The 24,650-nt window shown below is 45.5% G+C and carries 23 protein-coding genes; all 23 read right to left on the bottom strand.

Translation table 11 applies throughout. From position 1 onward, the window contains the following. Positions 1-4: 4 nt before the first annotated feature. On the bottom strand, positions 5-274 hold the full coding sequence (fliQ, locus tag ACED46_RS04875) for a flagellar biosynthesis protein FliQ (RefSeq protein WP_029235191.1): 270 nt from the start codon (positions 272-274) through the stop codon (positions 5-7). A gap of 11 nt (positions 275-285) precedes the next feature. Further along, complete coding sequence (fliP, locus tag ACED46_RS04870) at positions 286-1,215, bottom strand: flagellar type III secretion system pore protein FliP (protein ID WP_017064117.1); 930 nt, start codon at positions 1,213-1,215, stop codon at positions 286-288. Next, positions 1,202-1,642, bottom strand: coding sequence for a flagellar biosynthetic protein FliO (gene fliO / locus ACED46_RS04865; RefSeq protein ID WP_017060675.1), 441 nt, complete (start codon positions 1,640-1,642; stop codon positions 1,202-1,204). The genes fliP and fliO overlap by 14 nt, the downstream gene beginning before the upstream one ends. After that, positions 1,642-2,052 carry a flagellar motor switch protein FliN gene (gene fliN / locus ACED46_RS04860; RefSeq protein ID WP_004739851.1) on the bottom strand — a complete coding sequence of 137 codons (411 nt, stop codon included), beginning with the start codon at positions 2,050-2,052 and terminating at the stop codon, positions 1,642-1,644. Before fliN ends, fliO begins: the two co-directional genes overlap by 1 nt. 29 nt (positions 2,053-2,081) lie before the next feature. Next, positions 2,082-3,128: a flagellar motor switch protein FliM gene (gene fliM, locus ACED46_RS04855; protein ID WP_017060676.1), complete on the bottom strand. Its 1,047-nt coding sequence runs from the start codon at positions 3,126-3,128 to the stop codon at positions 2,082-2,084. A 7-nt stretch (positions 3,129-3,135) separates the two neighbouring features. Then, on the bottom strand, positions 3,136-3,624 hold the full coding sequence (gene fliL, locus ACED46_RS04850) for a flagellar basal body-associated protein FliL (RefSeq protein WP_017060677.1): 489 nt from the start codon (positions 3,622-3,624) through the stop codon (positions 3,136-3,138). A 90-nt stretch (positions 3,625-3,714) separates the two neighbouring features. After that, the gene (locus ACED46_RS04845) at positions 3,715-5,802 is read right to left on the bottom strand and encodes a flagellar hook-length control protein FliK (RefSeq protein WP_371720996.1); all 2,088 of its coding nucleotides are present in this window, start codon (positions 5,800-5,802) and stop codon (positions 3,715-3,717) included. Positions 5,803-5,984: 182 nt separating this feature from the next. Beyond that, positions 5,985-6,422, bottom strand: coding sequence for a flagellar export protein FliJ (gene fliJ, locus ACED46_RS04840; RefSeq protein ID WP_017060679.1), 438 nt, complete (start codon positions 6,420-6,422; stop codon positions 5,985-5,987). A 19-nt stretch (positions 6,423-6,441) separates the two neighbouring features. After that, entirely contained in the window at positions 6,442-7,761 is a 1,320-nt protein-coding gene (fliI, locus tag ACED46_RS04835; protein ID WP_017060680.1) for a flagellar protein export ATPase FliI, read from the bottom strand. Further along, complete coding sequence (gene fliH / locus ACED46_RS04830) at positions 7,761-8,561, bottom strand: flagellar assembly protein FliH (RefSeq protein ID WP_017060681.1); 801 nt, start codon at positions 8,559-8,561, stop codon at positions 7,761-7,763. Before fliH ends, fliI begins: the two co-directional genes overlap by 1 nt. A gap of 124 nt (positions 8,562-8,685) precedes the next feature. Next, positions 8,686-9,747: a flagellar motor switch protein FliG gene (fliG, locus tag ACED46_RS04825; protein ID WP_017060682.1), complete on the bottom strand. Its 1,062-nt coding sequence runs from the start codon at positions 9,745-9,747 to the stop codon at positions 8,686-8,688. Beyond that, on the bottom strand, positions 9,740-11,482 hold the full coding sequence (fliF, locus tag ACED46_RS04820; RefSeq protein WP_017060683.1) for a flagellar basal-body MS-ring/collar protein FliF: 1,743 nt from the start codon (positions 11,480-11,482) through the stop codon (positions 9,740-9,742). Before fliF ends, fliG begins: the two co-directional genes overlap by 8 nt. 16 nt (positions 11,483-11,498) lie before the next feature. Then, complete coding sequence (fliE, locus tag ACED46_RS04815) at positions 11,499-11,810, bottom strand: flagellar hook-basal body complex protein FliE (RefSeq protein WP_017060684.1); 312 nt, start codon at positions 11,808-11,810, stop codon at positions 11,499-11,501. Positions 11,811-11,942: 132 nt separating this feature from the next. Beyond that, on the bottom strand, positions 11,943-13,352 hold the full coding sequence (locus ACED46_RS04810) for a sigma-54 dependent transcriptional regulator (RefSeq protein WP_017064121.1): 1,410 nt from the start codon (positions 13,350-13,352) through the stop codon (positions 11,943-11,945). A 33-nt stretch (positions 13,353-13,385) separates the two neighbouring features. After that, complete coding sequence (locus ACED46_RS04805) at positions 13,386-14,426, bottom strand: PAS domain-containing sensor histidine kinase (protein WP_371720995.1); 1,041 nt, start codon at positions 14,424-14,426, stop codon at positions 13,386-13,388. Positions 14,427-14,610: 184 nt separating this feature from the next. Continuing rightward, a complete protein-coding gene (locus ACED46_RS04800) occupies positions 14,611-16,077 on the bottom strand; it encodes a sigma-54 dependent transcriptional regulator (RefSeq protein ID WP_017064122.1) in 1,467 nt (488 codons plus the stop codon). 228 nt (positions 16,078-16,305) lie between these two features. Beyond that, on the bottom strand, positions 16,306-16,716 hold the full coding sequence (gene fliS, locus ACED46_RS04795) for a flagellar export chaperone FliS (RefSeq protein WP_004736194.1): 411 nt from the start codon (positions 16,714-16,716) through the stop codon (positions 16,306-16,308). 12 nt (positions 16,717-16,728) lie between these two features. Next, positions 16,729-17,034, bottom strand: coding sequence for a flagellar protein FliT (locus ACED46_RS04790; RefSeq protein ID WP_017060688.1), 306 nt, complete (start codon positions 17,032-17,034; stop codon positions 16,729-16,731). Between the two features lie 3 nt (positions 17,035-17,037). Next, a complete protein-coding gene (gene fliD / locus ACED46_RS04785; RefSeq protein WP_017066379.1) occupies positions 17,038-19,065 on the bottom strand; it encodes a flagellar filament capping protein FliD in 2,028 nt (675 codons plus the stop codon). A 22-nt stretch (positions 19,066-19,087) separates the two neighbouring features. Beyond that, positions 19,088-19,513, bottom strand: a complete 426-nt coding sequence (gene flaG, locus ACED46_RS04780) for a flagellar protein FlaG (RefSeq protein WP_017066380.1) — start codon at positions 19,511-19,513, stop codon at positions 19,088-19,090. A gap of 81 nt (positions 19,514-19,594) precedes the next feature. Further along, on the bottom strand, positions 19,595-20,725 hold the full coding sequence (locus tag ACED46_RS04775) for a flagellin (protein ID WP_017066381.1): 1,131 nt from the start codon (positions 20,723-20,725) through the stop codon (positions 19,595-19,597). 587 nt (positions 20,726-21,312) lie between these two features. After that, the gene (locus tag ACED46_RS04770; RefSeq protein ID WP_048616124.1) at positions 21,313-22,446 is read right to left on the bottom strand and encodes a flagellin; all 1,134 of its coding nucleotides are present in this window, start codon (positions 22,444-22,446) and stop codon (positions 21,313-21,315) included. Positions 22,447-23,094: 648 nt separating this feature from the next. Further along, on the bottom strand, positions 23,095-24,231 hold the full coding sequence (locus ACED46_RS04765) for a flagellin (protein WP_371720994.1): 1,137 nt from the start codon (positions 24,229-24,231) through the stop codon (positions 23,095-23,097). Positions 24,232-24,650 lie beyond the last annotated feature (419 nt).

Genomic DNA, 24,650 nt, shown 5'->3' with positions numbered 1-24,650 from the left:
CGGTTTAATACAGAACTTGCGGCAAGCGTTCGATGAGCTCAAAAAAGAACTCCATCATCATCTGGGTCATCCAGTGTGCGAATAGCATCAGCGCCAACAAAGTTACGATCAAACGCGGCAGGAAACTCAGGGTTTGTTCGTTGATTGAGGTCGCAGCTTGGAAAACAGCCACAACCAAACCGATCAGCAGGCTAGGAATAATGATGGCGCAAACCATGATTAATACCATCCAAAGGGCATCTCGGAACAACTCTACGAATATTTCAGGATTCATTATTCCCCCAGCTACAAGGCAAAACTGCCGGCGAGTGTGGAGAGTATCAAGTTCCAGCCATCAACAAGAACAAACAGCATCAACTTAAACGGCAGCGATACAATCATCGGTGACAACATCATCATACCCATAGCCATCAATACCGATGCCACCACCAAGTCGATGATTAGGAAAGGCAAGAACAGCATAAATCCGATTTGGAAAGCCGTTTTTAATTCCGATGTGATAAATGCTGGAATCAGAACCGCCATCGAAACATCTTCAGGGTTAGTCACTTCCGCGCCAGAAATCTCAACAAAGGTTTCAAGATCTTTGATTCGAGTCTGTTTGAGCATGAAGGATTTAATCGGTTTTTGGGCAACATCAAATGCCTGTCGTGCCGATATCTGTTCATTAAGATAAGGCTGAACTGCTTGTTCGTTAACTTGATTAATCACTGGCGACATGATGAAGAAGGTCAAGAATATCGCGATACCAATAATGACTTGGTTAGACGGTGTTTGTTGTAGACCCATCGCCTGACGCAAGATAGACATCACAACCACAATACGAGTGAACGATGTCATCAAAATCACCATCGCCGGCAAGAAGCCAAGCATGGTCATTAACGCGAGAATTTGCAGGTTAATCGAGTAGTCTTCACCGCCATTGGCATTGGTTGTCATGGTAAAGGCAGGTATGCCGCCACCATTGCCAGTCAAGCTGCCCGTGGTCATGGTTGTCGATTTGGCTTGGTCTTGTTCCATCGTGCTGATAGTGACCGATTCCGAGCCAGCGGTATTCGCAGGAATGACGGTGCCGTCTTCAGCTTGTGCAAATACCGACACACTGAATACGATTGAGCATAGGAGAATAAGCTGAACCAACCACACTTTCACCGCTCGGAAAGCTCCGGCTTGGTGAAAGTAAGAGGAGTTCAAAAGTCCGTTACTTGTTTGCATCTTTTTTTATTAGCTGGGAAAGCTGACTTGAAAATGTACTTTTTTCCAGCATCTCCTGAGTAAGAGGTTTATCGAGCTTAGAGATCAGCTGAATCGATTGTGTGGTAATCCCTACCAAGAACTGTTCATCACCCGCTTGCACAATAGCGATACGCTCTTTAGTACCAACAGGGATTTGCCTAACAATCGCCAAACCTTGTTGATTCGACATCGCAGGTACTTGCATTCGCTTGAGTAGCCAAGCAATAAATAAAATGAAGGCTATAACGAAAATTAGCGACCCAAAGGTGGTCGCTAAATCGAGAGAAGGCGGTGTTGCTGCAAAGGCAATGGAAGGAGCCGTTAATAGCCCTACTCCCAAGATTCCTCGTAACAAACCTGTCATTCCGAGAAAAGAGCCCGCAAGTCTTTGAGACAAAAAGCTCATTAACGCAGCTTCTTAATTCGTTCTGTTTGGCTAATAACGTCAGTCAAACGAATACCAAACTTGTCGTTCACCACAACCACTTCACCATGAGCAATCAAGGTACCGTTTACCATCACATCCAGTGACTCACCAGCAATTCTATCTAGCTCAACAACCGAACCTTGGTTCAACTGAAGTAAATTACGGATACTGATCTGAGAGCGACCAACTTCCATCGAAATAGTCACTGGAATATCCATAATGGTATCCAGCTTACGACGCTCATCTTCAGAAATCGGAGATGATGAATCGGTTAGCTCATCAAGTGGTGCCGCAAGCACATCATCAACATCAATTGACGGCGCTGAAGGATCTTCACCAAGTGCTGCAGCCCATTCGTCTGCTAGCTTTTGATCTTCACTAGGTTCCATTACCAATTCCTATACTTTTATCTATTTTACTATTCGTCGTCATCATCACTGTTTTCGAGCTCAGACAATAAGTCTTTACCTAGAAAAGCGAGATCAGTTTTAACCACATGTGGTCTTTGAATTTTTTCCGAAATCTGTACTGCAAGCTTCTCACCAGAACGGCCCATTTTCACACGATAAGTCGGCAGTTCTTCGACAAACATGGTTGCGTGCTCAGGCATGTTCATTGGGATAACATCACCAGGGCGCAGCTCCATCAGATCACGAAGGGAAATATCTTGCTCTAGCAAATTCACGCGGAAATTGACGGGCACATCCATAATCTCATCACGCAGTGCGGTACTCCAACGAACATCGGTTTCCATCTTGTCTGATTGAACACCCGCATCAAGCAGTTCACGGATCGGCTCAACCATGGAGTAAGGCATGACAACGTGGAAGTCACCACCACCGCCATCCACTTCAATGTGGAACGAACTCACAACAATCACTTCGGTTGGGCTCACAATGTTCGCCATACTTGGGTTCACTTCGGAATCCAAGTATTCAAACTCAACCCCCATCACTGGCGACCAAGCTTCTTTGTAATCTTCAAAAACAATTTTCAGCAGTAACTGAATGATTCGTCTTTCAGTAGGCGTGAATTCACGACCTTCAATCTTGGCGTGGAAACGACCATCACCGCCAAAAAAGTTCTCTACGAGAATGAAAACCAGACGAGCTTCCATGGTGATGAGTGCCGTACCTTTCAATGGACGGAAACGAACCATGTTTAAACTGGTGGGTACATACAATGTGTTTTGGTACTCACCAAACTTCATCATCTGTACGCCGTTGATCGACACTTCAGCCGTTTTACGTAACATATTAAACAAGCTGATACGCATATGACGTGCGAAGCGCTCGTTAATAAGTTCAAGGGTCGGCATTCGACCACGGACGATTCGATCTTGAGATGAGAAGTCGAAATTGACCGCATTGTCATTTTCGGTTTCTAAGACATCTTCAACTTCTTCAACATCATCAACACCATGTAACAGCGCATCAATTTCGTCTTGGCTTAATAAATCGGTCACAAATTACCTATTGAATTACGAAGTCAGTGAATAACACTTTTTCAATCACAGGCTGGCCAACAGCTTGAGCCAGGCTTGCTTTAATATCTTCTGTTGCCTTATTACGCAGTTCCACGCGGCCTGTTGGTGAGCGCAATTGATCAACCGTTGCCGAAGCGAACGTGGCCAGTAGCGTACTTTCTACAAGTGGAGAGTGGTAACGAGCCAGGTCTTCATTCTTACTGCCACGTACCATGAGCTGTGCTTTTATCTGAACTAGGCGATCTTTTTTGTCACCTGTAACATTAAACAAGAAGGGCTGAGGAATATTAACATACATAACCGGCTCTGCAGCGACCACAGCCGTTGCTGGCTGAGACTGAGATTCAGAGGCGCTATCGTCAGAACCTAAGAAAAAGTACAGCGCACCACCTATACCAAGCAGTAACACAACTACGGCAATAATAATTATAAGGAGCTTGCTCTTCCCTTTAGGTGCATCTTGTTCTTCGGCCATATCTTACTCTAACTTCCTGTTCTTGCGATTAACTGATGGTTCTTTTTATTAACTGGTTTTTTCTATTAACCAAGCGTTCTTAGCCTGATATTAGGCATAATAACTAATTCCATCACGCTTTGATGCGACATTCAATTCAAGATTGCTGTCACTATCAAGGTTTTCATCACCTTGCGTATCATTTGTGCGGTTAGCGCCGGATTGTTGCTCACCATTGTTGTATCTATCTTGTCCCTGACCGGAGTTCTGTTGTTGAACAGACGAATCGGCAAGCTGCAGACCTTGCTGAGCAAGCATCTCTCTCAAGCGAGGTAAGGTTTGTTCAATCACATCTCTCGCTTGCTGATTACTCACCGTAAAGTGCACGTTTGCCACGTCATTATTCATGGTCATGCGGATTTTCATTTGGCCCAATTCTGGTGGGTCGAGACGAATGTCCAAGTTCTTAAGGTTCTTAGACATCATCATTTGTACTTTTTCAGCCACTTGCTCATTGGCTAGCTCTTTGGTGAGCTGTAAGGGCGCTTGTTGAGCAGCTTGAATTTCAGCTCGCGTAGGTGCTGAACCCACCGTTGCCGTACCTTGTGCACCAGCCGCAGAAGCGATCTGCTGAGCAAAGGTCGAATCTTTAGAATCTTCTTTAGCACCCGCTTTACCCAAACCAGACAGTGCTGCTGCACCTGCGCCCGCTTTAAGAAGCGTATCAGTCGAGCCTGCTTTTGTGGCAGCTGGCGTTGCATTCATCGCCATTCCTTGCGCGGTTAAAGCTGGATCCAACGTTGCTTGCTGCTGAGGTGAAGCCACATTAGCTTGTTGAGCTGCGGCCTGTTGGGCTGCATGTGCATTATTGGCGTGCAGCATTGCCGCCTTGTCCGTAAGAGCATTGTTTGCTGATTGAGAAGCGGCCTGCGCTGACACTTGTTGTGTAGCCGTCGCTACAGCTGCTGTTGATGCTGCCGCAGCTAAGGCTTTAGTTTCACTTGAATCCGTATTATCCCAATCGATAGCAGTGGGTTCACCAGACGCACTGTTCGCAGCCGGAGCTTGACTTAGCAAAGCTGTTACTTGTTGTTGAACGTTAGCGAGCTGTTGATTCAACAGGTCTAGGTTAGAGGTCGCTTTAGCCAAAGCGGCTTGCTCATCAACCGTCAACTTAGCGCCACTTTGTTGCTTATCAAGCAAGCTATCGACAACAGACTGCTCTGATTCGATTTGTCCATTCAATTGGTTTAGCGCTTTGGTATGGGCATCTACTTGCTTTGCCAGTTCAATATCCACGGCTGACAATGCTTGGCTCTGCTCGGCAGCAACCGCACTAGCTGCATTCTTTTGGCTCAGCTCTCGGCTCATACTGGCTTCAATTTGTTCTGGAGTGACGCCTTTATCCATCAACTGTCGAATTTCAGTATCAGTTAGCTGAGAAACACCCTTACCTCCGGTAAGTACAGCGATTTCAGAATCGACTTCAAGGCTCTTCTCCTGATTTGCAGCCTTAGCTTGTTGTATCGCCTTATCCGTAACGGAAACTCCTGCAACAGAAGCACCGGTGATATTACCTTGGGCTTGTTCTACCTGACCTTGCTGAGGCAAGCCTTTGCCGTTTGGCGCTTGATTTAGGGTTTTGTTTGCCTCATCCAATTGACCAAGCAATTTATTGCCTTCGCTCATCGCTGCATTGGCTTGCGATGCCTGCGTAGCACCATCTACCGCTGATGGACCCTGAGTTTGGGATTGAGCAATATGTTCTTTAGACTCGTTAGTCGTATCCTGCGCATCTTTACCATCTGCCTTATCTGCAACAGTCTTATCAGCGACAGTGCTATCAGTGCCCGAATTGGCTTTGAGCTGAGCCTCAGATCCAGACGCAGCCTCTGCTGATGTTTTATCAGCAGCTTTCTCGCCTTCTACTTCTGAAGCTGCTTGCTTGCTTTGCGCTTCGCTCGCTTCGGCTGACGCTTCACCTTCGGTAGATGTCTGTTTAGTATCAGGTTTCGCAGTGCTTTCTGTGTCTTTTGCTGCGACTTTACTGTCACTTTCTTCAAAGCCGAGCGCTTCTTTAAAGGACTCAAAGAAACCTTTAGAGTCGTCGGTTTCTTCTACCTTGGAAGAGGCAGAACCGGTGTCCAACAACGATGACATTTTGTTGGTCGCTGAATTTGAGGAAAGACTAACATTCATATATACAAGCTCTATCTACTAGCTTTGCTGCCATGAATCAGGCAACAAAAAGAAAGTCGGATGCTTTTCATGCCTTTGGTGGGCATAACGCGCAATTTTATATAAAACGGAGCAAGAAACATGCCTATAAGTTCGGTTTTCACAATATAGAGAACAGCACTGACGTCATTCGTGGCTTAGGATCACATCTTCTTTCGGCTGTATAACAGAGTCGAAAACTCATCCATTTGCTTTTGTTCTCTTCGATCTTGCAGCTTTGCTTTCTCTTTCTGCTTTTTCTCCATCAACCACTCGTAGGATTTACGTTTTTTGCGTAACTCCATCCAGTAGCTTTGGCAGTTGTCGACTTGATTTTTAAAGTGGTGCTCGGCTTCTCTCTGTTTGGATAATGTTTCATCCAACTGAGTTAAGAAGCGGTTCAAGTGACCATATTGGCTCGCCGTTAAGCCTGCCTTGCCGCGGTCAACGAGCTGCTGACAGTAATCCAGTCGATACTTTTCAATCTGCGCAACCTGCTCATAGTAGCCTTGCAGCTCAGAGTTCGCTTTGTTGAGCGCAAGTACCGCTTGGTTCTCTTGATCTTTGGCTTGATCGAGCAAAAATTCTAATGCGTTATCCATGGCTAACCTTATTCACCCGTTAGCCACCCAATACATGTTTCAACATGTTGACGCACATGTCGTATGGGACGGTCTCTTTCATCTTCTGCTGCAAGTACTCATCCAGTTTTGGTTTCAACGTGAAGGCACTATCGATTGCTGGATCCGTTCCTGGCTTGTAAGCACCAATCGACACCAAATCTTGGTTTTTACGGCAGATAGACAGCACTTGCCTTACCGCTTTCGACATCAAGACATGTTCTTCAGTGGTGATTTGCGGCATAACACGACTGACGGATTTCTCAACGTCAATCGCTGGGTAGTGACCGGCATCGGCCATCTCACGAGATAACACAACGTGACCATCGAGAATTGCTCGCGACGCATCCGCAATCGGATCTTGTAAGTCATCGCCTTCGGTTAACACGGTAAAGAAAGCCGTGATAGAACCTTGTTCATCATTGCCGTTACCTGCTCGTTCCACCAGCGCAGGAAGCTTAGCGAAGACTGATGGCGGATAGCCCTTGGTTGCTGGCGGCTCACCCACAGACAGAGCAATTTCACGCTGAGCTTGAGCAAAACGGGTCAATGAATCCATGAGTAGCAGAACATCTAAGCCTTGGTCGCGGAAGTACTCGGCGACAGCCAACGCGGTTTGACAGCCTTTTAAGCGCATCAATGGTGATGAGTCGGCAGGAGCGGCAACAACAACCGAACGCTTACGGCCATCTTCACCAAGAATCTCTTCAATAAATTCTTTAACTTCTCGTCCACGCTCACCGATTAGGCCTACGACCACTACTTGCGCAGTTGTGCCTCGAGTCATCATGCCCAGAGTTACGGATTTACCGACACCAGAGCCAGCAAACAGACCGATACGTTGCCCTTTACCCACGGTTAGCAAACCATTAATGGCTTTCAAGCCGACATCGAGTGGTTCAGAAATCGGTTTACGAGCTAACGGGTTGATTGGCTCCGCATTAAATGAAGCGCGTTGCTCTGTATAGATTGGACCTAAACCGTCGAGTGGATTACCTACGCCGTCGATCACTCGACCGAGCAGTTCCATTCCAACAGGGATACCACTTTCGGTAGTCATTGGCGTGACGCGAGCGCCAGGTAAGATCCCGGTGATTTGCTCACTCGGCATCAAAAATAGGTTATCGCCAGAGAAACCGACGACTTCGGCTTCCATCTGACCAGACATGGTTTCGACTAAACACAAACTGCCGATTGGCGCTTTACAGCCGGTCGCTTCAAGCGTTAAGCCAACAACGCGTACTAATTTACCAGAGGCAATTGGTCGCGATTTTAGCCCCTCGACTTTGTACTGACTGAGACGATTCGCTAACTCAAGCATTACTCATGACCTTGGTGACGATTTGCGCCGCAGAAATTTTGAATAACGTTCTTTACACGATCTTCCATGCGGTAGTTAACGCTCGACTCACCCGCTTCAATTTGTACATCACCACGGTTGAGTGCTGGCTCTGCGACCAGCGTCCAATTACGGCAGTCCAATTCAGTCTCGCCATACGCAGAGCGAATGATCGCCACATCTTCCGGATTGAGTTTCAATGTGATTGCGTGACCAGAAATCGGCAACGACTCTACCGATTCTTTAACGGTATCTAATATGATTTGTGGGTTGGTTTGCACTTCAACATGAACCACTTCTTTGACCATGGTAAGCACCATGTCGACCAATTGTTTCTCCACCTGAGCGTTCATAAGCTCTAATGGTTGAGCGAACTGGTTTGCCAACCCCATGAAGACGGCCACTTGCTGTTGAATGTATTCTTGACCCGCGGTTACGCCTTCAAGCTTGCCGGCTTCGTTGCCTTCTTCGTGACCGGCAGCAAAACCTTCTTCTTTGCCTTTTTCATAGCCTTGCTTAAAGCCCGCCTCTTGGCCTTGATGCAGCCCTTCCTGATAAGCGCCTTGTTTAATCAGCTCGATTTGCTCTTCAGTCAGAACCAGCTCTTCATCTTCAATGGCTTCTTCAACCGTTGGCATCCAACTAGGGTCGTAGTTAAAAGCGGTTTCTTTGGCTTGTTTGCTCACGTCAGAGGTGTAGTCAGGCAGCCCCCATTTCTGAGGTTGGGCAACCGTATTATCTTCTTCAGGGCGAAGGAAGCCGCGTTTTCTATCACCTGACATATCAGTACCTATCTATGAGTGGCTTAACTGTATTGTGAATTCAAGCAGTTAAACTGAGTTAATCTGTGGTTCGAGATTGGATAAAGAAAAGCCCCAACAGTGTGGGGCTTTTGAGATTTCTGTATTAAAGGAACTCGTCGGCGCCACCAGACAGCATAATTTCGCCACTGTCTGCCATCTTCCTCGCGATACCCAAAATCTCTTTCTGAGCCGCTTCAACATCAGAGACTTTGACTGGCGGCATCGCCTCAATATCGTCTCTCATCATATCGGCAGCACGTTTAGACATGTTCTTGAAGATCTTCTCACGTAGACCTTCATCTGCACCTTTAAGTGCTTTCTGTAGAATATCTTGTGGAACATCACGTAGTAGTCGTTGAACACCTTGGTCATCAACTTCAATAAGGTTTTCAAAGACAAACATCAGATCTTGAATCTGTGTTGCCATGTCTTCGTCTTGGTCACGGATTTGATCCATCAAGACGCCTTCCACGTTGTTATCCATGTAGTTCATGATCTCAGCCGCGGCTTTCAGGCCACCAATTTTGGCAGCTTGAGCACCCGCTTGACCCGCGAACTGTTTCTCCATGATTTCATTCAGTTCAGCAAGCGCCGAAGGTTGAACTTCTTCAAGGTTGGCAATACGCATCATCAGATCCAGACGAACTCGCTCTGGGAACTGAGACAGGATCTCAGCCGATTGATCGGCATCGAGGTACGACAACACAATAGTTTGAATTTGAGGGTGCTCGTTGATGATAATGCTCGCCACCTGACGAGGATCCATCCACTTAAGCGAATCCAAACCTTTCGAACCTGTGCCGAGAAGGATTTGGTCAACAAGGTTATTCGCCTTGTCTTCACCCAGAGCAGCAACTAACGCATTACGCATGAAGTCTTCGCTGCCCATACCAATGTTGGTGTACTTCTGAATATCATCTAAGAAAGCACGGTGCACAGCGCCTACTTTCTCTTGGGATAGGTCTGTAGCTCGCGCCATCGCACTACCCACACGCTGAACCTGCTTTGGCTCTAGGTGACGAATAATACCAGCAGCATCTTCTTCATTTAAACTGAGCAACAAGATCGCAGCGCGCTCATCGCCTGAGATAGAGCCGATATCCACGCTAGAGACATCAAGCACTTCACCGCCTTCAGTTTGTTGTGGAACTATTTCGTTAGCCATCTACCATCCAATTCTTAACTACTTGAGCTGCTAGCTCTGGTTCATTCGCTACAAGTGCACGTACTGCTTTCAGCACGTCCTCGTCTTTATGAAGGTTTGGTAAGTCGATACTTGAACCAAATTCAAACAGCTCACCACCTTCAATATCACCACCAATTAAGCTGGTTTCGCCGTCGGCACCAATTGGCATGCCATCAGGTCCGTACATCTGTTCATCGTTGTCTGCTGCTGGGTTAAGCAGTTTCTTCATTGCAGGGCGAACAAGTACCAACACCACCACAATGATAACCAAGGCACTTGCAAACCAACGAACCCAATCATTGAAGTTTGGATGCTCCCAGATTGGCACATCAGCAACAACATCTGTTACTTGAGGTGCAAACTGCATGCTTAATACGTTGAGCAAATCACCACGAGTTTCATCAAAGCCCACCGTACCAATCAGTACTTGGCGAATCGCATTGATTTCGCTCGCTGGGATTGGCGTATGAACCACTTCACCCGTATCTGGGTTCAAGGATTGGCGGTCTTTGATCGCAACAGAAACCGTCTGACGATTAACCGTGCCGCTCTGTTTACGTTCATGACTGATGGTGGTGTCTAGCTCAAAGTTTCGAGTCGCTTCTTTGTGAACAGAGCCTTGACCTGTCATCGCGCCGTCTTTCATCTGAGCCACATCTTGTGGAATTGAGGCATCCGCTGGAGGCTGGTTACTCAACGCACCCGGAATACCCGCCACCGTATTTCCATTGTTGTAATCTTCTAAGGTGTATTCACTTCGAGTCGCCGGTGTATTCGGATCAAAACGTTTTCTGGTTTGCTCCACAGCACTGAAATCGAGCTGGATATCAACCTGAGCGGTGTAGTTACCAAACCCAAGAATAGGAATCAGGATGGAGTCAATTTTTTCACGCAGCGCTTGTTCTTGATTGCGCTCTAACTCGTGTTCTTTACGACGCGCCGCTGACATAGGGTCTTGAGAGCCTGAGCTCAACAATCGGCCATGCTGATCGGTCACCGTAATACGTGAGGTTTTCATTCCCGGAACGGCACTTGCCACCATATCCACAACAGAATCAACTTCTTGCTGCTTGAGGTTAGTACCTGTTTTTAGAGTTAGGAATACAGAAGCAGAGGCTTCTTGATTATGACGTACAAAAACACTCTGCTTCGGCAGGGCCAATAAAACCTGAGCTTTACGCACCTGTTTCATCTGCTCAATGGCTTTGGCAAGTTGTCTTTCGCGGCTTAATTTAAGGCGTTCTTGTTCTAAACGTTGTGATACACCAAAACCCATGTCTTGCATGAGGATGTCATCACCCGCGTTTCGCTCTTGATTCAAACCCGCTCGTACCATATTAAGCTTTAATGAGTTGTACTCACTCGCCGGTACTGAGATGGTATTGCCTTCAAGCGTGTAATCGATCTTTTGCAGATCTAAGTAATCAAGAACGGGGATCAATTCTTCTGTTTCGTAAGCCCCTAATGGACGCATTTCTGGCTCTTTTACCCAGAAAAACAGCATCACAATCAGCGCTACACAAATAGAGATAGAAAGGACTAAGACGACCTGACGAAGTAAATCAAGATCACCGACAGCCATATCGAACTTCGATGAACTGCGTTCACCTAGATCGGGATTTTGCCCTTCTCCGTCTAGCTCAGAGCCTGCAATAAGTGCATGGTCGTTGCTATCGCTTACGGTTAAATCTGTTGTTTGACTATTATCTGCCACTATTTAACTACCTAACTTATACCGGCATATTCATCAGCTCTTTGTACGATTCGACCAATTTATTTCTAATTTGGATCGTCGCCTCAAAAGCCACACTAGATTTATTACGAGCAATCATCACGTCCGATAGGGATACGCTTTGGTCGCCACTATCAAAACGAGCTTGAAGATCACCTGAGGTCTTTTGTAATGAGTTCACATTATTGATGGCATTAGTCAGCATGTTGCCAAAATCTGCACCGACCGCTTGCCCCGTTGCTGCGGGACGCGCGCTGGCAGCTTCGACCATCATCGCCTGCATTTCGCCTTGTAAACCATCTATTCTCATCTACTACCTCAGGAGTCAAAATTATGACCATCTATTTAGCTATATTATTGACAGAGCAATTAGCGTGCCACACATTAAATTGACTAGATATCGTATTACACTAGTCAGAAAGCTGACACTACTAATCTATCCTCAGTTTGGGATATCTATTCCAGCATCGCGCATTTTAGCCAACTTGTAACGCAGTGTACGAGGGCTAATACCCAGTTTTTCAGCCATATCTTTGCGTCGACCATTACATGCAATCAGGGTTTCAAGAATGATCGCATACTCTTGATCTCTAAGCTCATTACCTAACCCTTCGCTGCTAGCCGCGATTTTATTGATTGGGTTTGCTTCGGCAATCGGCTTGATTTCTGGCGCAGCTACGTCAGTGCCTTCAACGATTTGTTGTAGGCTGCTTGCGTCTTGCCAATCGACACCTTCAAGAAGAATGTGCTCACCAGAGATGTTCTCTTGTTCGCTCAATATTAACGCACGCTGTACCACATTGTCTAATTCGCGAACATTGCCCGGCCACGGATAATTGACGAGTTTACTGATCGCTTGCGCTGACATAACCGGTACAGGCATACCAAGTTTGGTGCAATGACGCTCAACTAAGTGCTTAGCTAAAGGCTCAATATCACCTTTTCGCTCACACAGTGGTGGCCAAGAAATTGGGAATACATTCAGGCGGTAGTATAAATCCTCACGGAAATTCCCTTCAGAAACATACTGTTTAAGGTCTCGGTTACTGGTCGCTAATACACGAACATCCAATTTGATGCTCTTACGACTACCTAATCGCTCAACTTCGCGCTCTTGCAAAACACGCAGTAGTTTGGCTTGTAGGCTAAGATCCATTTCACTGATCTCATCCAACAGAATTGTACCGCCCTGCGCTTGCTCGAATTTCCCCGGGCAAGCTTGAATAGCGCCAGTAAATGCGCCTTTTTCATAACCAAACAGGGTCGCTTCCAACATGTTATCTGGAATAGCGGCACAGTTAATCGCAACAAATGGACCGTCTTTACGGCTAGAAGCATTGTGAATGTAGCGAGACATCACCTCTTTACCAGAACCACTCGGGCCCAACACCATGACGTTGGCATCGGTTTTCGCAACTTTATCAGCCAGCATCATTAGCTTGATACTTTTTTCATCAGCAACGATAGCGTCGCCGTTGTCATCCGACTTTACAGGCGCATAACGGCTGACCATGTTGAGCAGCACTTCTGGCGCAAATGGCTTTGCCATATAGTCGATAGCGCCCTCTTTCATTGCAGCAACGGCATCTTCGATGTTGGCGTACGCTGTCATTAGCAATACCGGCAAATTTGGCCAATGCTGCTTAATGTTTCTCAATAGTGCCAAGCCACCCATGCCCGCCATCTGCACGTCAGATACGACAATATCAACGGAGTTCGATTTTAATTTGACCAGAGCATCTTCCGCACAATCCGCTTCCAGCCATTCATAGCCAGCAAGCGCGAGTGTGTCGACAAGGGCTTCGCGTAGACCTTCATCATCTTCGACGATTAACACTTTGCTTTGAGCCATAGGATTCTCCAGTGTAAATTCAGTTAAAACTTATTAGTCTTCAGAAGAAGCACTTCTTTCAAGCGGTAGATACATGGTAAAGCATGCGCCGTCGCCTTCTTCTGATATCAATTCCAGTCGGCCTTCATGTGCTCGACATACCATTTGTACAACCGCTAAGCCTAGACCTGTACCTTGTGAACGAGTGGTAAAGAAGGGTTCCATTATTTTACCTTGAAGCTCTTTCGGTACGCCGGGGCCACTGTCTTGCACTGATATCTTAAGCTCGCCATTTACGGGCCTAAAAAACACATCGATCTGCGATTCCTTACCCGCAATTTGAACCGCGTTCAACACTAGGTTGCTTAACGCTGAGGCGATAGCATTGGCGTTGCCGAACATTTGAGTCTGTTCGCCCTCAACTTCTTGGCAATAATCAATCTGGTTAGTTTTCAATGCCGCTTCCACCATAGGGTGAAATTCAGTGATCAATTCAGCCACAGTAAATGGCTTAACGACTTTGTTGTCACCACCTTTGGCAAACAACAGCATGTCGTTCACTTGCTTCTCTAAGTCATGCAATCTATCCATAAGCTTAGATTGAAAACGCGTTTTTGTTGCCGGCGGCAGATTTGGCGCGGCAAGGTTTGATGCATACAGCATCGCACTTGAAAGCGGCGTTCGCACTTGATGGGCAAGCGAGGCCACCATTCTACCTAATGAAGACAAACGCTGAAGATCACTCACGCGAGACTGCAATAGTCGGGTCTCGGTCAGATCGGTAATCAAAATCAGCTGACCCGTGGTAGAGGCTGAAATCGCCAAACGCACTTTTCGCCCGTTCTTCAATGAGATCTCATGACCGTCATCGTCTTTTGGGTCAAAGGCACTTTGAATCACTGAAAACCACTTCTCGCCAACCAACTCAACACCAAGAATACGATGCGCTTCAGGGTTCGCTTCTCTCACTTCGCCGTGTGTATCTAACAAGATAACCCCTGCTGGCATCACGTCGAGTACTTGCTTATAGCGCTCAACCTGCTGTTCAACAGAATCTAGGTGTGATTGATTTTCTGGTTCGTTAGATACGCGCATGTCAAAAATTTGCCTCAAATACTAAAACAGCCTGAGACGTACAACACGAGTCAGGCTATTTGCTATATTTATCACATAGTTAAGCAAGCAACAACTCGACTATGGTTTATCTGTTCACTTAGCTAGAGTTACCAAATAGCTAAAAAGTGTGTGCTAGTTTTTCGTTTTCATCGAAAACTGGACACTATCGCTGCAAGTTATATTTACGCATTTTTTCAACCAGAGTGGTTCTACGCATTCCAAGCATGTCAGCAGCACGAGCAACAATGCCGCCCTGCGCTTCCAACGCTTGATTGATCATATTCACTTCCATATCCGCGAGTAGCTCTTTCAAGTTAACCCCTTCTGGCGGTAACTCTTGAGGCGCATTAGCATTGTCGGCAATATCATCTTGCTGATCAAAACTGAAATCTTCTGAGAATAAGTCAGCAAGTGCATCACGCTCTTGCTCCTCTTCAGATCCAAAGCTATTAAACTCTGGCTGGAACTCAGGGATATCGCTGTATCGATATTTAGTTGGCAGGTGATTCACATCAACCAAGCTGTTTGGATACAAGATAACCATTCGTTCAACCAGGTTCGCTAGTTCACGAACGTTACCTGGCCAGTAATGCTCCATCAAAGAGTTGATAGCACGAGCCGTGAAACAGATAGGCATGCTGCCTTCCGCTTCCATTCGAGTCATCAGCTCTTGAAGCAACAGTGGAATATCTTCTTTACGATCTTGAAGCGCCGGCATTTCAATCGGGAATACATTTAAGCGGTAGTAAAGATCTTCACGGAACGAATCATCGTCGATCATATCTTCAAGGTTGCGGTGGGTTGCCGCAATCACTCTAACATCAGCTTGTATGGTGCTATTGCCACCTACACGCTCAAAGCATCGCTCTTGCAGTACTCGTAGCAGCTTAACTTGCATCGCCATCGGCATATCGCCAATTTCATCAAGAAACAGTGTGCCACCTTCAGCCAATTCAAAACGGCCTTTACGTGCGGTAATCGCCCCAGTAAATGCGCCCTTCTCATGACCAAACAGTTCACTTTCAAGCAAATCAGGTGGAATCGCGCCACAGTTTACAGGAACAAAAGGCCCTGAACGACGTTTAGAGTGATAGTGAATGTTACGCGCTACGACTTCTTTGCCTGTACCAGATTCACCAAGAATCAGCACGTTCGCTTCCGTAGAAGAGACTTGTTCAATTAAGTGACGTACTTCTTGAATGCCAGCACTTTGTCCTACTAGGCTGCGAAACAGGGTGTTCTTGCGTGCCGAAGACACAACTTGAACACCTTTGCGGCCTAAGAAGTCTTTACAGTGTCTTAATGCATCACTTAATTGCGGGTAGTTAAGAGGAAGTTCAAGCTCACCAACATAGTTAGTCAACTCGTCAACCGGGTGATTGTTTTTGCCAATCACCAGTAAAGGGATGTGATTGGCGTGAACAAGCTTCTCATTCAGTAATGCGTTGAAGCCTTTACCTTTAATGGTACCAATAATGCAGCCGGCCCACTGTAGTGACCAGTCAACTTTACGTGCTTGTTCAGAGCTGATTACTTCGCAGCTCTCTCCTACAAACTCTAATATTGTGCTTAAATTGTGACGATCTTGAGCGTTATCGTCGACGACAAGCAGTTTTGCCAAACCTTGCATAAGTAGGAATTATTGCCTTTATTTTGGTGCGATGCGGAAAAACGGTGAGCAACGTAGTCTATAAAACAGTGAGATGTATCAATGATTATGGTCTACGTGGACAAATTTAGGAAATCAGCAACGAAAAAAGCCATTAGGCTATCTAATGGCTTCTATTTTATTTGATTAAAAAAATAAGGCAACCAACCAATCAAGGGATATGAGATTGGTTAAAACTGCAATTTTTCTTTAAATACCTACGTCAGCGGACGTCAAGTTGTGATATTCGTTCGGAATTTGGTCCCAAGCGCTCTTAATTTCGCGAATAATATCGATAACATCATCAATAGGCTGTGGGTCATTTTTGTGATTTGCCGCAGAAATTTGCGTGATCATGAACTCATAAAGTTGATCTAGGTTTTTCGCAATATCGCCACCATCGTCCATAGATAGGCAACTACGTAGGCTAATAATGATATCTAGAGCCTTACCAAGTCGCTCACCTTTCACTGGGATGTTGCCTGCTTGCATTGCCGCTTTGCCTTGAATCAAACGCTCGATAGCACCGGCCATTAGCATTTGTACAATCTTATGCGGTGAGGCAGCCGTTAGCTGACTATCCACTGATACCTTTTTATATGCCTGTAAAGAACCGCGCATAGTAAACCTCTTCTATAAAAACTTTTTGTATTGTTGAACTGATTTAGCGCCGTGACGGTATTTATGTAGGGTCTTACCTACTCGACTCGTCTCAGACTGCATCAATTCGACTAACTTTCTGGTTCTGGTAATGGCTTCAAACCATTCAGAACTTTGCTTAACGTCGGGATGTGAGTCGATTATTTGAAGCACGTTTTGCAATAACTGTTCTCTGTTATCGACAAGCTGCGTTATTTCTTCAGCATTAATTTCACTAAATTCCAGTTTAGAGATAATTAGTTGATCGAGTTCACAAAGCTCTTGTAGCTGGCTATTCATCTATTAGCCCAACGCATTCATCATACTGCCCAGCTGAGATTGCATCTTACTGGTCGCATCTTGCATGGCTGTGAACTTAGAGTGGGTACGGCTCTCTAGGCTGTCCATGCGGCGGTCGAGCGCGCTTTGGTCATCAACCAAACGGTAGTTTTGCTCGACCAAGCTCTTTTCTCTAGTACGGATTGAACCCGTGATACCTGTGATACCTTGAATCGCATCTTCCACTTTTTTGGCGAAACCGTTGTTGCCACCAAAGAACTCACCCAACTTATCAAAGTTATTGTTGAGTTGACGGTCAAGCATATCGTAGTTGATTTCTAGCGAGCCTTGTCTTGTGGTGGTGATACCGAATTCAGTCAAAGACTTTAGATTGTCTGGCGCACCTTCGATACTTGATGAGAACACCCCTTTCAATCGGGAGTCGGCGTTACGCACTGTACTGTCACCAGAGAGCGGGCCTTTTTGACCAGTCGTTGGATCAACACCCGCGAGGTCTTTCGACACTTGATAGAACTGGTTATAAGAGCTCACAAAGGATTCGATATCTTGGCGAACACTGTTACGGTCGTACTCCACACCAATTTCTGCCGGCGGCTTATCTTTTGGCGTTTTTCCTTTCACCGTAATATCAATACCTTCAATGGCATCTTCAATCACATTGTTATTACTAGAGAGTTGAGCAACACCATCTAGGACAACCATAGAATCTTGGCCAGCCTGAACTTCAGTCATTCCACTATAGGTATCAAAAGATTGCTGTGCTTGTTCAAGATCTGCTTGCGCTTTATCGACCTTCTCTAAGAGCTCGCGCTCTTCGGGTTCTAATTTGGCACGCTCAATTTTCTTGGCTTGCTCTGCGGTGAGTTCGCCTTTTTGAACTTTCTCAGCCAACTCCGCTTTTTCTTGTGAAATCTTCTCTTCGATACGCGCTTGCTCAGCCTCAAGCTTTTGTTGGGCTTCTTTCGGTGTCACGTATGAATCGGTCAGAGTACCTGAGGCAGCATTTGACCACCCCGGCACATCGGGTGCCTTCTCTATCGCTTTTTCATCAAGCTCAAGTTCTGGTGTGTAGTAAGAATCTAAAAGCGTACCTGACGCGGTTTCAGTCCAGCCAGGGATATTATCTTCAGGCATCACAGACTTTGCCGCTTGAGCTGCGTCTAGGGCGGCTTGGCCGTCGGCGGCTGCTTGCTCACCGTAGCTGAGACTTTTAGAGTCTCCGTCAACATCTGAAGTAGAATCGGTTTGGGCTGCTGGGATGATATTGCCATCTTTATCGAGTGTTTCATTCGCATTTGGGTCATCGCTAGCGATCACTTCATCGATGAGTTCAACGGCTTTTCCTGCAGGGGTTAGAGCTAGAATATCTTGAGCAGCAACGCGCGCTTTCTCTAGCGCTTTAACACGTTCTTCAAGCGTTTTGTATTCGAGTTTTTTTAAGGGATTGGCAGCATCTGACTCAACATTAATGCTGATCTGCTGATCTGAACCAGACTGGTTCGAGGCAATAATAAGTCTTGGACCTTCGACATCGTTGATAATAGATGCACGAACGCCTGGGTTGCTATCTGCACCGTTGATACCACGAACAACTTCGATAAGTCTCGATCTGTCGCCAACTTGCACGTCAAAGCTGTCATCACCAAGCGAAACCTGCAGCTTACCTGGGCCAAATTTCATGTCCTCTGACAGTACATCAGAAGCCACTTTATGGCTTTGGGCAAGCTGCAACACATCGATGGCATATTTGCCAGCGATCGCTTCGGTAGTCGCGGTTGCAGAGACAAGCGCTTCATCGGTACTTTCCACTGTTCGCACAGCAAAAGCTTTTTCCTGACGAAAGTTTGTCATCAGGTTTTTCATCGAATCAAGGGATTCTCTGAGTCTTCCATAGGCACTAATGCTGGTATCGATTCGCGTTCGTTCATTGTCGATTCGTTGCTGTTTAGGTACACGCTCCGAATCAACAATTTTGCTGACCATGGAATTGATATCCATGCCAGACGAAATCCCCATTGGGCCAAAACTCATTAAATCACCTCAATAATACGACTTAAACCTTCACCTCAAATATTCGACTATTCGAGTTTTGGGCTGCTAGGCGTCTTAGAATTTCAAGCATTTCTTCATCAGGGATCTGGCGAATAATATCACCGGTTGTGGTCTCATAAATGGTAACCACATCTCTCCCAGATTCTTCATCGACCTTAAAAGCCACACCTTTATTGAGAGAGGAGATAAACTCGTTTACCTTCTCCACCATTTTGACTCGCTCTTCATCATTTAACTCTTGTCTATGTTGAGCTAATTGAATCGCCGCTTCGGTAGCTTCCTCTTTCGATTTCTCTACCTTGTCATAAGATGTTGCTTCTTTTAGTCGCGAAAGACTCGACGCACTACTACCTTCATCGCTTGCAATTTTAATGCCATTAGGTGAGCCATAAGGCTGGATGTTCGATGCGTTGGATGATATTTCCATAACACTCTCCCTCCCTCCTTTATGAGCCAAACAGTAAAACTCTACCCAGAGTAGAGTTTACCGCTACTTACCGAGGTAAGTTTAGCCCAATAAGCTTAGAGCTGCTGATGGTGACTGTTTTGCTTGAGCTAGGATAGAAGTACTCGCCTGTTGTAGGATTTGAGACTTCGTCATTGCCGTTGTTTCTTTCGCGTAATCGGTATCTTTGATACGGCTCTTAGACGCATTAACGTTTTCGTTGATGTTGTCTAAGTTGCTGATTGCATGGTCAAAACGGTTTTGGAAAGCACCTAGAGAAGCACGTTGGCTATCAACAGATTTTAGAGCACCATCAATGATAGATACTGCTTCGTTTGCACCTGCAACAGAAGTTACGTCGATATCGTTAACGGTAACGTCTTTACCAGCACCGATACCTAGTTCGCCCGCAAGGCTGCCGCCAAACTCAACATCACCTTCAACTTTTTGGCTTGAAGCGAAAAGTTGCAGTTTACCGCCTTCACCCACAGACGCTTTAACGTCTTGGCTTTGACCATTGATGTAAGTTGCTAGCTCTTCGATATCGTTGCCTTCTTTAGCAGAGATAGATAGCTCTTGCGCTTCACCAAACTTATCGTTGTATTTGATTGTTAAATCAGCACCCGCACCTACACGCCAAGAAGCATCTTTGCCTTCTGTAACGCCGTAGCTCTTACCACCCATGTCTTGAGTGTCAGTACGCATGTTGCTCATAGATAGCATTACTGCTTCACCTGAGTCAGCACCGATTTGGAAAGATTGGCTGCCGTAAGTACCGTTCAGAAGCTTGTTACCACCAAAAGAGGTCGTTTCAGCGATACGGTTAAGTTCTGTGTTTAGAGCAGAGACTTCTTCTTGGATCGCAACACGTTCAGATTTGCTGTTCGAACCGTTTGAAGATTGAAGAGAAAGGTCACGCATACGTTGCAGAATGTTGGTTGACTCATTCATTGCACCTTCAGCTGTCTGTGCAATAGAGATACCGTCATTCGCGTTTTTCACAGCCATATCTAGGCCACGACTTTGCGACGTTAAGCGGTTAGAGATTTGTAGGCCTGCAGCATCATCTTTTGCGCTATTGATTTTATAGCCAGAAGACAAACGCTCCATTGATTTTTGAGTACCTTCAGCCGCGCTATTTAGGTAGCGCTGAGCCGTCATTGCAGACACATTTGTGCTTACATTAATCGCCATAGTTGATCTCCTTTAGGCATTTTTTAATGTACTTATGTGACTCTCACCTCACACTAATACATGTCAATTTTGTTTATGCACCAGTGTCTCTCTCACCTTACATTGGTACATATCATTTCTCTCAATCCCTTTAACGGCGCCTTAATTAGAAGCTTTAATAAAAAATGCGCTTTTTTTCATATTCTTTTCAACAACAAAGGAAAGTGTGATCGGGCTTCAATTAATAGGGCGACATTCGCTAAAGTTGCCCCATTATTTAAGTTAATGAGCGTAGTGTTGAATATAAAGTCAGAAGAGATCCCTGATATCTCGTTCTACTCGATTCTGGGGTGACGAAAGACTGCTTCGATGTAGTAAGCGAGGAAACCATCATTTCCCAATTCCCGTCACTCCCTACAGTGAGGAGCGAGCGTGATAGGGAATCTCGCTTTCCAATCAACGACCAACACCAAAACTCCCCCTTCTCCAAATTGCAGGCAATAAAAAACCCAGCCGAAGCTGGGTCTGTTTAGCGCTCATCTCTCACCACGAGCTAATTTGTGGAAGCCTAACGTTGACGCTTATAGTCAACGTGGCTTTTTAATCGATTAACCTAGTAGGCTAAGTGCCGAGTTCGGAGCTTGCTTCGCTTGAGCAAGAATCGAGCTTGAAGCTTGAGAAAGGATCTGAGACTTAGTCATCTGAGTCGTTTCTTTCGCGAAATCGGTATCTTTAATACGGCTCTTAGATGCGTTAACGTTCTCGTTAATGTTGTCTAAGTTGCTGATAGCGTGGTCGAAACGGTTTTGGAAAGCACCTAGCTCAGCACGGTGGCTATCTACATACTTAAGTGCCGCATCGATAATAGCTACAGACTCTTGTGCGCCGCCAACTGATGTTACGTCGATAGTATCAACCGTTACGTCTTTGCCAGGTTGCATGCCTAGTTCGCCAGCCAGGCTGCCAGAGAATGCCACTTCGCCTTCAACCTTGTTGTTACCAGTAAACATTTGTAGCTTACCGTCTTCAGTTACAGACGCTTTAACAGAGTCTTGTTGACCGTTGATGTACGTTGCTAGCTCTTCGATGTCGTCACCCGCTTTTGCGCTGATGTCGATTTCTTGTGCTTGACCGAAGTTATCAGTGAACGACATTTTTAGGTCGTTAGAGCCTGCTTGAACGTTCCAATCTTTATCTTTCGCGTTCTCAGTTTGGTAGCTCTTACCACCCATCTGAGCGTTATCAGAGCGCATGTCTTTCAGTTGAAGCATTACCGCTTCACCGTTGTCTGCACCGATTTGGAATGATTTAGTACCGTGAGTACCGTTAAGCAACTTGTTGCCACCAAAAGACGTCGTTTCCGCGATACGGTTCAGTTCGTCGTTCAGCGCTGTTACTTCTTCTTGAATCGCTACACGCTCAGATTTTGAGTTTGAGCCGTTTGAAGATTGTAGAGACAAATCACGCATACGTTGCAGGATGTTAGTCGTCTCATTCATTGCACCTTCAGCTGTTTGTGCAATTGAGATACCGTCGTTCGCGTTACGTACAGCAACATCAAGACCACGACTTTGAACGTTCAAACGGTTCGAGATTTGTAGACCCGCAGCGTCATCTTTTGCGCTGTTGATTTTTGAGCCAGAAGCTAGACGCTCCATTGATGTTTGTTGTGCGCTGTTTGCATTGTTTAGGTAACGTTGCGCTGTCATCGCTGAAACGTTTGTATTTACATTCACTGCCATGGTGATTTCTCCAATTGATTTTCCGGTATAGCGGTTTCCGACGTCTCGGAAAACCAAGTAGTTCTCTCAAAGTTACTTTTAATAACGGCGCGAAAATCAGAAGCTTTAGAAAAACTTTCAAAAAACCACAAAAAAAATATTAATCTAATATTTATCAACAACTTAATTTTCATCATTTTCTAATACAGCGATAGATTTCAATTGGAAAAAGATCTTAATCTGTTCAGAAAGCGTACGAACCGCTGTCTAAATGGCTCAAGGTCGAGAAATGATCAATCGCCAAAGATCTCTGACTTACGCAAATCTTGTGTAATAGATGACATTATTTGTCGTGAAGAAGAACCATCAAATAGAGATTTGGAAAAGGTAGTGCGAGAAAGTTCACAGGAAAATAAATAGCAAAAACAAGAAATACAGAAAGGAAAAAGCCCCTTTTCCTTTGAGAGAACCGGGGCTAGTTGGCGCGTCAGAGCCTGTGTGGAGATCATCGAGAAATGAACACATTTCCGACTTGCCGTTGCATTCTTACTGCAAAAATGGATAGCAGGTGAGAGATGAGAGAGCTAAACATTCAATAGTAAGTATGCTTGCCAGTTTCCCTTGCTGCATGGCTCACGTCTGAACACGAGCAGCAAGTTCAACCAATAACTATTGCAATAATGACATTGCAGAGTTAGGCAACTGTTTTGCTTGAGCAAGTATTGAAGTACCTGCTTGTTGCAGAATTTGTGATTTGGTCATTTGCGTCGTCTCTTTCGCAAAGTCCGTATCTTTGATTCGGCTGTTTGAAGCGTCTACGTTCTCTTGTACGTTTGCCAAGTTATTAATACTGTGGCTTAGACGGTTCTGTTTTGCACCCAAATCAGCACGCTGTGAATCCACGTACTTCATTGCAGAATCAATCACGCTGATCGCGTTCTGTGAACCCGCAACGCTGGTTAAGCTAACATCTTGAACCGAGGTGGCGCGGCCTTCACTCTTAATACCTAGCTCAGACGCTAGACCACCAGAGATAAACATTGGGCCGTCAAGGTCAGGTTCAGCAACGAACAGTTGAATGCGACCATCATCAGTAACCGATGCGTTCACAAGATCAGACTGACCATTAATGTAAGTCGCAAGCTCTTCGATATCATCGCCCGCTTTGGTATTGATATCTAAAACGATGTCTTCACCCGCTTTGGTTTTGAATTCGAACTTAAGATCGCTCGCTGTTGGCGGCACTTCCCAGTTCTTATCTTTCGCGTTTTCTGAATCGAACGTAGTACCACCCATACGGTAGTCATCTGCACGGATACTTGTCAGAGCCATGATCATTGCTTCACCAGAGTTAGAACCGATCTGGAATGAAGCTTCACCGAATGAACCGTTCAGTAGACGACGACCACCAAACGATGTGGTTTCCGCAATACGGTTAAGCTCATCTTGAAGTGCCATTGACTCTTCGTTCAGTGCAGTACGCTCTGCCGGCGAGTTAGTGCCGTTTGATGATTGAATCGCTAGATCACGCATACGTTGTAGTACGTTAGTCGATTCGTTCATCGCGCCTTCTGCTGTTTGAGCAATCGAAATACCGTCGTTGGCATTACGCATTGCCACATCAAGACCACGAGACTGAGCGGTTAGACGGTTCGAGATTTGCAGACCTGCCGCATCATCTTTCGCGCTGTTGATCTTGTGACCAGATGACAAACGCTCCATAGAAGTCGCTAAGTCATTAGATGCTTTATTCAGGTAACGCTGTGCTGTCATAGCAGATACGTTAGTGCTTACATTGATAGCCATTTTGCTCTCCTTATGAGTTCGCAAAGTTTCTGCGAAGCGGCCAGCTTTACTCTCATATGGATAAGCACTGACCGTGTATTACTCGATAAACCCTATACAAGGTTTAAGATCTGTATTAATCATTTATAACCAACACAGATACAAGTTGTATGCCAAGTTTAATATCATATAAATAATTTTTTAATTATCTAAAAATCAGAAGCTTACAAACAACACTGCGCAATTATGATTTTCTACTATTAGAAGATGAAAAACATTCACCTTCCTTATTGCCGTTTTTTGCCGCTATTTCCAAACAGATGACATCTTGTATGAAAAACCGGCAAAGATTGAAGTGATTCGCTCATACGGCTTAGCACATATGGCAAAGAATCTAACTTCAATGGTGAGTGTTAGTTCACCACTAAATACCGATTGAT

This window comes from Vibrio sp. 1S139 (assembly GCF_041439475.1).
Lineage (GTDB): Bacteria > Pseudomonadota > Gammaproteobacteria > Enterobacterales > Vibrionaceae > Vibrio > Vibrio crassostreae_C.
This window is presented reverse-complemented; position numbering and strand designations above follow the sequence as displayed.